We start from the raw sequence: 12987 nt of genomic DNA, 5'->3' as shown, positions 1-12987 counted from the left end.
TACCTATCATGACAGAACAGAAACTAGATAAAGAAATCTCATCTATATCGAACGAACCAAAGACTGATGAGGTAGAGATTGATTTGATGGATATCTTACGCAAAATAATAGGTATCCGTAAGACTTTGTATAAAGCTGCCGGGATAGGATTGATTATAGGCATTGTGGTGGCTTTGAGTGTTCCTAAACAATATACTGTTAAAGTAACTTTATCTCCTGAAATGGGAAATTCCAAGGGCAACAATGGTCTTGCGGGACTTGCTGCTTCTTTTTTGGGTAATGGAGCAACAGTAGGGGAAGGTTCTGACGCATTGAATGTTTCTCTTTCATCAGACATTGTCTCTTCTACACCTTTTTTATTAGAACTTTTTGATATTAATGTTCCTACTTTAGATGAAGGCGAAAGCATGACTTTGACTTCTTATTTGGATACGCAGTCTTCTCCCTGGTGGGGCTACGTCTTAGGTATGCCCGGTATGGTCATAGGTGGTGTGAAATCATTATTTACTGATGACAATGAAGATAATATTACTGATAAAAAGAAATCGGGAACAATCACATTAACCAAAGAAGAAAAAGAAAAAATAGATGCTTTAAAGAAAAAAATATCGGCTACAGTAGATAAGAAAACAGCTATTACCAGTGTTTCTGTGACCTTACAAGATCCTAAGGTTGCAGCAACTGTTGCAGATTCAGTAGTTCGTAAATTGCAAGAATGCATAACAGGTTATCGTACCTCCAAAGCAAAAGAAGATTGCATTTACTTAGAGAAACTGTTCAAAGAACGTCAGGATGAATATTATATGGCACAAAAGAAATATGCGGAATATGTAGATACCCATGACAATTTGATTCTTCAGAGTGTTCGTGCCGAACAGGAACGTTTGCAGAACGATATGAGTTTAGCCTATCAGGTATACAGTCAGGTGGCTAATCAATTGCAGGTTGCCAGAGCGAAAGTTCAGGAGGAGAAACCCGTGTTTGCGATAGTGGAACCTGCCGTCGTTCCACAACAACCTTCCGGCACCGGAAAGAAAATGTATGTAATACTTTTTGTGTTCTTGGCTGTAGCTGTCACATCGGTATGGAAACTATGGGTAAAAGATATTTTGAATAAGCTTAAGAAAGAGCTTGCATAATGTTTAATGGGGAATCTATAGATATATAATCATGAAGAAATCATTGGAAAAGTTCCTTCAATATACCAGTCGGAATTTTTTTAGTTGCTGGCTTATTTTAGGAGTAGATACGGTAATTGCCAGCTTATGCACATTGTTTACTTTTGTTGGTATTCACTATATTACAGGTATAGAGTGGAATACGATTCAACTGATTCAGGTAATTACTATTGCCTTATTGTCAAGTATAATTGGAGACTTGGTCTTCAATACATTCCGTAACACGATTCGCTATTCTGAGATAAAAGATTTATGGCGAGTCACTTGCAGTGTCCTGTTTAAAACTGCTTGCATGGCTATCTTTGTTTTTTTCTTTTTTAAGGATGATAAACTGTTCGGCAGTCAGAACCTGGTATTTGTCATCTCTGACGGAATGCTTACCTTGATCACTTTGATAGGTCTCCGTGTGTTAGTCATTGTCACCTATGAATCCTTGATCGGTATTGTCCGTAAAACAGATATGAAGATTTTAATTTATGGAACCGACGACAAAAGTGTTGCTCTTAAAACCCGTTTGCGTAATAGTTCTCATTATAAGATAGCCGGTTTTTGCATCTATAGTCCTGACCATAGTCGTAGAATACTAGTGGACTCCCGAGTTTATTCTTTTAGTGATAAGGAAAATTTTGATCTCTTAGTAAAAAAGCATCATATACAGGGCATTCTGTTTGCTCGGAATGAATCTATAAAAGATGAAGAGAACCGTCTGCTTGAGTATTGTAAAAGTAGCGGCATAAAAATGATGATCGCACCTTCCATCAGTGAGGCTGATGCGGATGGTGTTTTCCACCAATTTGTCCGTCCTATTCGGATTGAAGACCTGTTGGGGCGTGAAGAAATCAAAATTAATATGCAAGAGATTGCTTCCGAATATTGCAATAAAACGATATTAGTCACGGGAGCAGCCGGAAGTATCGGTAGCGAATTGTGCCGGCAGTTAGCCCAAATCGGAGTTCGTAAATTGATCTTGTTTGATTCCGCAGAAACCCCTCTTCATAATGTCCGTTTGGAGTTTGAGAAGAAATATCCGAATATCAATTTTGTTCCTGTCATTGGTGATGTTCGTGTGAAGCAACGCATACGTATGGTTTTTGAACAACATCATCCGCAAATTGTATTTCATGCCGCTGCTTATAAACATGTTCCTTTGATGGAAGAGAATCCTTGCGAAGCAGTTTATGTCAATGTCATCGGTTCCCGTCAGGTTGCTGAAATGGCAGTGGAATATGAGGCAGAGAAAATGATCATGATTTCAACAGATAAAGCTGTAAATCCTACCAATGTAATGGGAGCTTCCAAACGTCTGGCTGAAATTTATGTTCAAAGTTTGGGAACTGCCATCAAAGAAAGCAAGGTAAAAGGCAAGACTAAATTTATTACTACTCGTTTTGGTAATGTATTGGGCAGTAATGGTTCTGTAATTCCTCGCTTTAAGGAACAGATTGAAAATGGAGGACCAGTGACAGTGACCCACCCTGATATCATTCGTTACTTTATGACCATCCCTGAGGCCTGCCGTCTGGTAATGGAGGCCGGTATGATGGGCGAGGGAAATGAAATCTTTGTCTTTGAGATGGGTGAACCGGTAAAGATTGTGGATCTAGCTACCCGTATGATTGAGCTAGCAGGCTATCGTTTGGATGAAGATATAAAGATAGAGTTTACAGGATTACGTCCCGGGGAGAAACTTTATGAGGAGTTGTTGAGTACTGAGGAAAATACGCTTCCGACCTCTAATAAGAAGATTAAGATTGCCAAAGTCCGTCGTTATGAGTATGATGACGTGTTGGAGTCTTACTCCGAATTTGAAAACTTGGCCCGGAACGTCAGGATCGTAGACACGGTCGCTTTGATGAAGAAGATCGTCCCGGAATTTATCTCTAGGAATTCAAGGTTTGAAATATTGGATAAATTCACCAAATAGATGACTGATTTCTAGATTTGGGTATTATATCTTTTATGGCATAGTAATGTGCTAGCATTAAATTATGGCGTATTGCCCGTATGATAATAAAAGCTGATTTTTGCAACATTATAATTAAAGATTTTGAATAATGTATAACTACAATTCTTTTGAATATTTATTTGTCCGTTATAAGGTGGATACACTTTTGGTAGAAGTCTCGATTTAGTCTTTCTGTGTCTCGAGCTAAATTCCTTATAACCTGTTTGAAAAATAGTATAATAATAGCCTCTATATCAATATTGTTTATGGCTCCTTCAGTAGTTGATGTTTGTACGAATGCGGAAATTTATAAACATTAGTTAATTGGGTATGGATATTTTATCAGTGTAATAATAGTTATAAATAATCTGTTTAAGAATATACGCTATAATTTTCGGATTTTATTTTACGTGGAAAAATATATTATCTTCTTATCCGCGCATTGGATAATTATGAGAATTGTTCTATATATCTTCTTAGAAGAAGCTGGGTACTCGTCATGTAAATTTTCTATATTATTATTTTGTGTCGCTTTTGTGTTGTCGATATATGTTAAGATATTTGAGTTTAATTCGTTAAAATATTTAATAGGTAAAAACTAAAACAATTTTATAATATTATGTTTAAAGACAAAATACTTTTGATTACTGGAGGAACAGGATCTTTTGGTAATGCTGTTTTGAATCGTTTCATTAACGAAGATTTTAAAGAAATTAGAATTTTTAGCCGTGACGAGAAGAAGCAAGATGAGATGCGTCATAAACTAAACAATCCAAAAGTTAATTTCATTATTGGAGATATAAGAGATTTTGAAAGTATTAATAATGCAATGGCAAATGTGGACTATGTTTTTAGTGCTGCTGCATTAAAACAAGTTCCTTCCTGTGAGTTCTATCCCATGCAGGCAGTAAGAACTAATATTCTAGGTTCTGAGAATGTACTTGAAGCTGCAGTTCGAAATAAAGTAAAAAAAGTTGTTGTTCTTAGTACGGATAAAGCTGCTTATCCTATCAATACAATGGGAATGACTAAAGCTTTGATGGAGAAATTAGCAATCTCTAAGGCTAGAGACCCAAGAGCAAAAGAAATAGGCACTGTTATTTGTGCAACGAGATATGGCAATGTTCTTTGTTCTCGCGGTTCAATTATTCCTTTATTTATTGACCAAATTCGTGCAGGTAAACCTATGACGATTACAGTTCCTGAGATGACTCGTTATATGATGTCACTTGACGAGGCTGTAGACTTGGTACTTTTCGCATTTAAAAATGCAGAACCAGGTGATCTTTTCGTCCAAAAGGCACCTGCTGCAACAATTGATGTACTTGCGCAGGCTGTTAAAGAGATTTTTAATGCAGACAATGAGATTAAGATTATTGGTGCGCGACATGGTGAGAAGATGTACGAAACGCTTTGTACAAAAGAGGAGATGGCAAAAGCACAAGATATAGGTGATTTCTATCGCATTCCAGCAGATTTGCGTGACCTTAATTACAGCAAATATGTAGATGAGTTTGGTCATAGAGTAGATTATGACGAGTACAACTCGGATAATACAAGAAGACTGAATATTGAAGAGATGAAAGAGCTTCTTCTATCTCTAGAATATGTACAAAATGAATTAAAAAAAATATAGTATGATTCCTTTGGTTAAACCATTTTTTCCTCCGAGAGAGGAACTTATGCCAGAATTAGAGCAAATTATATATAGTGGTTATGTTGCGGAAGGACAGCCTGTATATGATTTTGAAGATAAGTTTAGAGCATTTATTGGGAATCCTAATTGTTTGGCATTGCATTCAGGTACTGATGCACTTCATTTAGCATATATACTTGCTGGCATTCAACCTAATGATGAGATTATTAGTACACCAATGACAGCGGAACCTACTAATACTTCGATTGCAATGGTAGGTGGTAAAGTAGTTTGGGGTGATGTGAATCCTAATAATGGTCTTTTAGATCCCAATAGTGTTAGAGAGTTAATTACTGAAAAGACTAAAGCTATTGTTCTTGTTCATTATGCTGGTATGGTATGTAATATGGATGAGTTTAATAAGATTTCTAAAAAGTTTAATATTCCAATTATAGAAGATGCAGCTCATTCTTTGGGAAGTAAGTACAATGGTAAGCAAACTGGATGTAATTCTGCATACACAATCTTTTCTCTACAGGCTATTAAGCATATGACTACAGTAGATGGTGGATTTTTGGCTATGAACAATTCAGATCAGATGGATAGAGCCCGTAGAATGAGATGGTTTGGTTTGGATAAGAAGCGTTCACGTCTTGAGAATGACATTATAGAAGTAGGTTTTAAATATGCTATGAATAATGTAAATGCAACTATTGGTTTAGTACAGATGAGACATATAGAGGAAGTTATTAGCAAATACATTAATAATGGTAAGTTCTATGATAAAGAATTGTTAGGTGTAGATGGAGTTAAACTAGTTGACTATTGTCCAAATACAGAAGCTTCTTATTGGCTATATACAATGAAGGTAGAGGATAGAGAGAACTTCATGAAGTCAATGGAAGCAGCCGGGATCTTAGCTTCTCCACTTCATCATAGAAGTGACACTCACAGTATCTTTAATTCATCTAAGAGAAACCTTCCTGGAATGGAAGAATGGTATAATCATTTTGTACATATTCCATGTGGATGGTGGGTATCTGAAGAAGATAGACAAATGATTGTAGATACTATCAAGAAAGGCTGGTAAGATGTTCAAATTACAGTGTATCAGACATCAAGATGTTTCCGAACAACAATTAAAAGATATTATTAGAATTAAAACTGTTGCTTGGAATTATCCATATGATAAGCAACTTCAGTGGATTTATGAGCATTTATTAGGAAATGACATACATTGTCTTCTTATCAATGGAGATGAACCATTAGCATATATGAATTTAGTTGATTCATTTATGTACATTGATGGTCAAAATACTAAGTTATATGGTATTGGTAACGTTTGCTCTACTGATGTAGGGAAAGGGTATGGTCGTTTATTAATGCAAATGGTTAATGAATACATTGTAGCACAATCAAGAGTAGGACTTTTATTCTGTAAGAATAAGTTGGTTCCATTCTATTCTAAATTTGGTTGGATAATTGTTGAACCTAACAATTATGAGATTCCATATTTTATGAATGATATTTATACAATGGTCTTTAATATCACAAGTGATTATAATAAATTAGAATATACAAATCCCTTATTTTAAGAATGATATCACTATATAAGCCTTATATGCCAGCAGAGTTATCCGAGTTGGAGAATATTCTTCGTTCAGGTAGTTTAGCATACGGGAAATGGGGGAGAGAATTTGAAAATAGATTAAGTTGTTTTGTTAATATAAATAACCTTATGACAACGAACTCTTTTTCATCTGCAATTCAGCTAGCTTTAACAGCCTTGGATTTACAGCCTGGAGATGAAGTTATTGCATCTCCGATGAGTTGTTTGGCTTCTAATATGCCATTAGCAACATATGGTTTAAAAGTTGTTTGGGCAGATATTGATCCTAAAACTGGAACATTATCGCCAGATAGCGTAAAACAAAAAATCACTAACAATACTAAGTTAATTTTTCATAATCATTTTTGTGGGTATATTGGGTATGTGGATGAAATTAATACTACTGCTAAAGAGTATGGTTTGTTTGTAATTGATGATTGTGTCGAGGCTTTCGGGAGTAAATATAAAGGAAATTATGCTGGTAATTTCGGTACGGATATTACATTGTTCTCTTTTCAGACAGTCAGATTGCCGAATACTATAGATGGAGGTGCAATTGTTTTTAAAGATAAAGATTTGTATGAAAAAGCTCTTTTAATGAGAGATTTTGGTATTAGTAGAAATATCTTTAGGGATCAAGATGGTGAGATATCTAAAGATTGCGATATCTACATGAAAGGCTATGGAGCTACTATGAATGAACTTAATAGCTATATTGGTTGTGTTGCTATGGGGGATATAAACACTTTGTTGGCAAAGCAGAAACAACAAGCAGTAAAGTGGACTAATATTCTAGGAGAAAATAGAATAACTCTAGATCGAGATGAGATAGAGCCAAACTATTGGGTTTATGGTGTAGTGAGAGAGGATAAATTAGATTTTTTGAGAGGAATGAAAGATAAAGGATATTATGCATCTGGAGTACATCTTCCTAATAGTTACTACTCAGTATTTGGTCAGCAAGGATCTTTACCTTGTGTTGAGGAGTTTTATACAAAATTTGTAGCCATACCTTGTGGCTGGTGGATGGAATAGCAGATGGCAGATAACACTTATAAGGGCATATTTAAGTCTACAGCATTATTTGGCTTTGTTCAATTATTTAAAGCAATTATATCAATAATAAAAAGTAAAGCTGTTGCATTGTTATTGGGACCTGCTGGCATGGGCGTAATGGGTATTTATAATTCTACATTACAACTGATTCAAACGGGTGCTGGTTTAGGTATTAGTCAAAGTGCAGTAAGAGATATAGCTGAGTCTAATGGCTCAAATAATAAGATTCTTGTTTCAAAAATTATATCGATAACTACTAATATTATTCTAATTATAGCTTTAATAGGAGCGATTATAACTTTATTGTTTTCTAGTAAGCTTAGTGATTGGACGATGGGTGATTCGAATTATACTATTTCTTATGCGATATTAAGTATAGCAGTTTTTTTTAATATACTTAATGAAGGAAATTTAGCTATACTTAAGGGATTAAGAAAATTACGTTATTTGGCTTTTGCTTCTATGATTGGAACAGGTGCTGGATTACTTACTGCTATTCCCTTGTATTACTTTTTTGGAGAAAAAGGTATTGTTCCAGAACTTATAATAGCAGGGTCTATAGCACTTATAGCTACTAAATTTTTTATTAAGAAATCTTCTATTGGAAAATATAATAATATAAGTATTAAAGAGGTATTCATAGGAGCTATGCCGATGATTAAGCTAGGGTCTGCTTTAATGTTCACTAGTGTGTTGCAAACAGCTATTGCTCTTGTTATCAATTCTTATATTAAAAGAACTGGAGGTTTGGAGGACGTAGGATGTTATTCTGCAGCAATGGCTATTATTAATAATTATTTTGCTCTAATAATTAACGCATTATCAACAGATTATTATCCAAGAATAGCAGCTGTAAATAAGGATAATTCATTATTACAGGATGAATTGAATAAACAGTCGTCTGTAAGTGTGGTTTTGTGTTGTCCAATGTTTGTTTTTCTTGTTTCTTTTGTTGAATTTTTTATTATTATTTTATATTCTAAAGAGTTTATTCCTGCGATTGATTATTTAAGATACGGTATTTATTGGACCTTAATTATAGTTTGTTCTAATCAAGTTGATATGATTTTAGTAGCCAAGGGTAAATCTAAAGTGTTTTTATTTATTTCCATAGTCTTTAGAATAATACAATTGGTGCTTTGTTTATTTTTATATACTCTCTATGGTTTGACGGGTTTGGGTGTTGGATATGCTTGTTTGGGGGTGATACATATGGTAATAATGTGCATCACAGTTTATGTTCTATATAAAATAAAGTTTAGTAGGCAATTTATAAAATTGTTCTCTACTGTATTAGGATTTGCGGTTGTTTCTACCTTAATATCTTACATTCCAGACATAATAACTAGAACATTATTAGGATTAGTGATATTTTCGATTTCTATGTTTTTTTCATATCGTGTTTGTAAGAATTGTTTTGAAATAGATCTGTTAGCTATTGTAATTAATAAGTTGAAAAAATGATATAAAATGAAAGAAAAATTAATACTTGTATTAAATTCTATTTATTGTGTGTGGGGAAGAATATCGCCAAAGACACTTGCTAAGCATATATTTAGAAAAAGTTTAGGACGGAAATTAGATTTTAAGAATCCCGTTGATTTAAATGAAAAAATCAATTATTTGAAATTTTATTCAGATACTTCATCTTGGAGTCGTTTAGCAGATAAATACCAAGTTCGAACATACATTGAGGAAATGGGACTAAAAGATCTTTTAGTACCTCTTATAGGAGTTTATACTACTCCTAGACAGATTGACTTTGAGTCTCTTCCAAATGAATTTATAATTAAACCAACCCATGGTAGTGGAGATGTTGTAATTGTGAATGATAAGTCAAAAATTGATATAAATAAACTTAGAAAAGATCTTAAAAAAGCTTTGAAATCAAGATTAGGTTTATTAAGAGCTGAGCCACATTATCTAAAAATTAAACCTAAACTAGTTATTGAGCAATTATTGAAAGAGGATTCGCAAAGTGTAGAATCTTGTTCTTTAGTTGATTATAAGATCTGGTGTTTTGACGGAAATCCATATTCTATAGAAATCTATTATAATAGAACAAAACATGACGTTAAATGTCTTGCTTATGATATAAATTGGAATAATATAACTGATTCGTATTTTGATTTTAAAGGTAAATTTACAAGAGGTGAGAGTTTTGATAAGCCATTAACATTAGAAACTATGTTGCATAGTGCAAAAATATTGTCTCAAGGTTTTCCCGAGGTCAGGGTAGATTTTTATTTAGTTGGTGGAAGAGTATATTTTGGTGAAATGACTTTTACTTCATCAGGAGGATATGACAATACTATTATACAATCAAGACTCAATAAAATGGGTGAATTAATAAACATATAATTTAGATGTAATGACTCCGTTATTAAGCATAATTATTCCAACAAAAGGGCGTTATAATTATTTAAAAGAAATACTAGATTTAATTTTGTCTTTTGATTCGAAAGAATTTGAATTAATTATTCAAGATAACACAAGTGATAATGCTGTGTTTATTCCTTTTTTGAATACAATAAATGACCCAAGATTTAAATATTATTATGAATCTTCCCATCTCACTAGTGTAGAAAATTTTGATAAAGCTGTATTAAATACTAGTGGTAAATATATCGCTTTTATTGGGGATGACGACTTTCTCTTGCGAAATATATGCGATATTGTTTCCTTTATGAATAATAATGATATTGATGCAGTAAAGTTTCGCCGAGCTAATTACTATTGGTCAGATGATTTTAGAAAGAATTCTTTATTAACTACAGGTTTATATTCTAAAAAAATCAAGTATTTGTCTCCTATAGAGTCTTTAAAAAAAGTGTTATCTAATGGATGTCAAGAAATAGATCTTTTACCTTCGTTATATTATGGCATAGTAAAGAAAGAAAGCTTAGATAAGATTTATGCTATAGGTAACACATACTTTCCTGGAAATTCCGCAGATATAGCTAATGGAGTGGCATTGTCTTTTTTCATAAAAAAATATGCCTTCATTAATCTACCCATTATTGTGCCAGGAACAAGTCGCAACACAGGCGGTGGAGTTTATGCTAAAAAAAATAAAACACTATCTTTAGACGAGGTGTCCTTTATCTCAAAAAAAGCAATAGAAAAATGGGACAGTAGTTTACCAAGAATTTGGAATGGTTCTTTAGTATGGCCAGAATCAGCACTGTCTGCTTTAAAATATGTTGATAGAAGAGATTTTATTCAATATTTAAATTATAAGAATATTTGGTTAGCATATTCTGATATTTCTCATGAATTCTTTTTAGATGCAAAAAAGAGATATAGGAATAGCCTATCTTTTTATATTGCTAAGTCGAGAGTGTTTATGGTTAGAGTAATACGATCTGCATTGAATAGGATAATAAGAATTATTGTAAAAAAATACAAACTAGATGGTCATTATTATGCTAATATTGGATCTATTGTTGAAGCCGAAGAATTTTTGTATAATGAGATAAAATGTTACTGTTGTAGATTTCTTTAATATTGTAAGTGATCAACATATACATAAAAGATATTAGATTTAAAAGATTATAGATGTCGAATTGTAATATTGTTTGGATTGTTTGATTAATTATGAAAGACATAATTTATAGTGTAATTATTCCGCATAAAAATTCTCTAGAAACATTACCTAGATTGATTAATAGTATACCTAGACGGGATGATATTGAAATTTTTATAATAGATAATTCGGTTAAAGGAATAAGTTTAGATGATATAAAAATTAATAGAGATTTAATAGTTTTACATTCCAACCCTGAAAAATTTGCAGGGGGAGCTAGAAATACAGGTATAGACAAAGCTAAAGGAGAATGGCTTATATTTGCTGATTCTGATGATTTTTTTACTGAAAAAGCATTTGATATTTTTGATAAGTATCATAAAGATAATGCAGATTTGATTTATTTTAAATCAAATAGTGTATATGATGATACTTTAGAACAATGTGATAGGCATATTCCTTTTGTTAATGCAATTGATAATTATATAAGTAATAGTATTTCAAGTATAAAGTTTAAACTTTCTATAGTAGTACCGTGGGCTAAAATGGTGAGAAAGTCTTTTATCCTTAAGTATAATATTCGCTATGATGAGGTTTTAGCTGCAAATGATGTAATGTTTTCCGTAAAATCTGGCTACTATGCTCAGAGCTTTATTGTGAGTTCTGGTACAGTATATGTCGTTACTATGAGACGGGGTAGTCTATCACAACGTTGGGACTATCCAGTTATTAAATCTCGATATTTAGTATGCCTTAATAAAAATCAATTTTTAAAAGAAAGAGGTCTTGGGATATATCAAAGTTCTGTTATGATTTACTTGGTTAAATCTTTTTCGTATGGTATAAATGTTTTTTGGGAATTTGTCAAACAAGCTATATGTTATAGGCAAAATATATTTATTGGTTGGAAAGACTGGCCTAAATCTTTATTTGTATTAAAAAATAATTATAAGAAAAATAAAAAATATATTGTTAATTAAATATGGTTTTTTATATTTCTGTCTATCTTATTTGTCTTATTTTATCAGTTGTAGCAGATAAAAAAGATAGTAAACCTTTGAAATTTTTAATATGCGTCATTTTTGTTATTATAACAGGATTTAGAGGATCGCAAGTTGGAATTGATACAGAAAATTATATTAATATATGGGATAATTTGTATTATGGTAGAGCGACATTTGTCGAACCTGGGTTTACTCTGATGAATTTGGCATTACAAAAATTTACAGATAATCCTGTTGCTATTTTTGTTACTTCTTCTTCGATAATATATTTTTTAATTATAAACAGGTTGTGGGATTTTAAAAGAATAGCATCATTTCCTGTAATGATATCAGTGTTATATATGTCTCATTTAATGATGAGTATGAATGTGTTAAGGCAATATTGTGCTGTTGCTATTATCTTTTATTTTACTAGGTATCTATCAAAAGGAGATTATATTAGATTTATTATTGGAATTTTAATTGCGTCTACTTTACACCTTTCATCATTGATTGGATTTTTAATGTTTGCATTTGAGATATTAAAGTGGAAAAATCTCAATAGAGCGCAGAAACTATTATTAGGAATAGGTATTGCGATGTCTCCATTTATCTTATATGTTGCTTCAAGGTTTGCATTTAATCAATTTGGAGGGTACTTTTCAAATTCTGAATCAAATATTGGTTTTTTGACTTCTGGAAAAATGCTGTTTATTTGTTATGCATGTTTTTCTTTTAATTTATTCAAGAAAAAAAAAGATTTTAGAATAGATAATCTATCATTAGATGTTTTTATTAGGAATACTATATTAACAGTAATACTTGGTTTATGTTTGGTGTCAATAGGATACTTTTTTCCATTTATGGAAAGAATAGGTTTGCTGTTCTCTTTATATGAAATTCTTTTTTGGGGAATTTTATTTAAATTGATTAGTAATCAAAATAAGGTGTTATGCTTTTTGGTATTCTCTTTTTTGGTTATTTATCCTTTTATATCTTCAATTATTAATAATGGTCAGGGAACTGTCCCATATTCTTTTTGTTTGTAAAATAT

11 protein-coding genes are annotated in these 12987 nt (G+C 32.3%); all 11 read left to right on the top strand.

Annotated features, from left to right (window positions below; translation table 11 throughout):
* The first annotated feature begins 8 nt into the window (after positions 1-8).
* The 11 genes from PHO71_RS09935 to PHO71_RS09885 all read left to right on the top strand — a co-directional run bounded on the left by PHO71_RS09935 (position 9) and on the right by PHO71_RS09885 (position 12982).
* Complete coding sequence (locus PHO71_RS09935) at positions 9-1139, top strand: chain-length determining protein (protein ID WP_300202496.1); 1131 nt, start codon at positions 9-11, stop codon at positions 1137-1139.
* Between the two features lie 31 nt (positions 1140-1170).
* Entirely contained in the window at positions 1171-3102 is a 1932-nt protein-coding gene (locus tag PHO71_RS09930; protein ID WP_300202493.1) for a nucleoside-diphosphate sugar epimerase/dehydratase, read from the top strand.
* 640 nt (positions 3103-3742) lie between these two features.
* A complete protein-coding gene (locus PHO71_RS09925) occupies positions 3743-4759 on the top strand; it encodes a polysaccharide biosynthesis protein (RefSeq protein WP_300202490.1) in 1017 nt (338 codons plus the stop codon).
* Position 4760: 1 nt separating this feature from the next.
* A complete protein-coding gene (locus PHO71_RS09920; protein WP_300202487.1) occupies positions 4761-5849 on the top strand; it encodes a DegT/DnrJ/EryC1/StrS aminotransferase family protein in 1089 nt (362 codons plus the stop codon).
* 1 nt (position 5850) lies between these two features.
* On the top strand, positions 5851-6354 hold the full coding sequence (locus PHO71_RS09915; RefSeq protein WP_300202484.1) for a GNAT family N-acetyltransferase: 504 nt from the start codon (positions 5851-5853) through the stop codon (positions 6352-6354).
* A 2-nt stretch (positions 6355-6356) separates the two neighbouring features.
* Positions 6357-7403: an aminotransferase class V-fold PLP-dependent enzyme gene (locus tag PHO71_RS09910; protein WP_300202481.1), complete on the top strand. Its 1047-nt coding sequence runs from the start codon at positions 6357-6359 to the stop codon at positions 7401-7403.
* 3 nt (positions 7404-7406) lie between these two features.
* Complete coding sequence (locus PHO71_RS09905; RefSeq protein ID WP_300202478.1) at positions 7407-8888, top strand: oligosaccharide flippase family protein; 1482 nt, start codon at positions 7407-7409, stop codon at positions 8886-8888.
* Positions 8889-8894: 6 nt separating this feature from the next.
* Positions 8895-9785 carry an ATP-grasp fold amidoligase family protein gene (locus PHO71_RS09900; RefSeq protein ID WP_300202475.1) on the top strand — a complete coding sequence of 297 codons (891 nt, stop codon included), beginning with the start codon at positions 8895-8897 and terminating at the stop codon, positions 9783-9785.
* A 10-nt stretch (positions 9786-9795) separates the two neighbouring features.
* The gene (locus tag PHO71_RS09895) at positions 9796-10929 is read left to right on the top strand and encodes a glycosyltransferase (protein ID WP_300202473.1); all 1134 of its coding nucleotides are present in this window, start codon (positions 9796-9798) and stop codon (positions 10927-10929) included.
* A 92-nt stretch (positions 10930-11021) separates the two neighbouring features.
* A complete protein-coding gene (locus PHO71_RS09890) occupies positions 11022-11930 on the top strand; it encodes a glycosyltransferase family 2 protein (protein ID WP_300202470.1) in 909 nt (302 codons plus the stop codon).
* Between the two features lie 2 nt (positions 11931-11932).
* The gene (locus PHO71_RS09885) at positions 11933-12982 is read left to right on the top strand and encodes an EpsG family protein (protein ID WP_300202467.1); all 1050 of its coding nucleotides are present in this window, start codon (positions 11933-11935) and stop codon (positions 12980-12982) included.
* Positions 12983-12987 lie beyond the last annotated feature (5 nt).

Source organism: Bacteroides sp. (assembly GCF_028690125.1).
Taxonomy (GTDB): domain Bacteria; phylum Bacteroidota; class Bacteroidia; order Bacteroidales; family Bacteroidaceae; genus Bacteroides.
This window is presented reverse-complemented; position numbering and strand designations above follow the sequence as displayed.

Excerpts from the sequence above, each read along its gene's own strand:
- PHO71_RS09925 (WP_300202490.1), top strand. The coding sequence starts at position 3,743 with ATGTTTAAAGACAAAATACTTTTGATTACTGGAGGAACAGGATCTTTT.
- PHO71_RS09885 (WP_300202467.1), top strand. The coding sequence starts at position 11,933 with ATGGTTTTTTATATTTCTGTCTATCTTATTTGTCTTATTTTATCAGTT.
- PHO71_RS09935 (WP_300202496.1), top strand. The coding sequence starts at position 9 with ATGACAGAACAGAAACTAGATAAAGAAATCTCATCTATATCGAACGAA.
- PHO71_RS09890 (WP_300202470.1), top strand. The coding sequence starts at position 11,022 with ATGAAAGACATAATTTATAGTGTAATTATTCCGCATAAAAATTCTCTA.
- PHO71_RS09910 (WP_300202481.1), top strand. The coding sequence starts at position 6,357 with ATGATATCACTATATAAGCCTTATATGCCAGCAGAGTTATCCGAGTTG.
- PHO71_RS09920 (WP_300202487.1), top strand. The coding sequence starts at position 4,761 with ATGATTCCTTTGGTTAAACCATTTTTTCCTCCGAGAGAGGAACTTATG.
- PHO71_RS09900 (WP_300202475.1), top strand. The coding sequence starts at position 8,895 with ATGAAAGAAAAATTAATACTTGTATTAAATTCTATTTATTGTGTGTGG.
- PHO71_RS09915 (WP_300202484.1), top strand. The coding sequence starts at position 5,851 with ATGTTCAAATTACAGTGTATCAGACATCAAGATGTTTCCGAACAACAA.
- PHO71_RS09930 (WP_300202493.1), top strand. The coding sequence starts at position 1,171 with ATGAAGAAATCATTGGAAAAGTTCCTTCAATATACCAGTCGGAATTTT.
- PHO71_RS09895 (WP_300202473.1), top strand. The coding sequence starts at position 9,796 with ATGACTCCGTTATTAAGCATAATTATTCCAACAAAAGGGCGTTATAAT.
- PHO71_RS09905 (WP_300202478.1), top strand. The coding sequence starts at position 7,407 with ATGGCAGATAACACTTATAAGGGCATATTTAAGTCTACAGCATTATTT.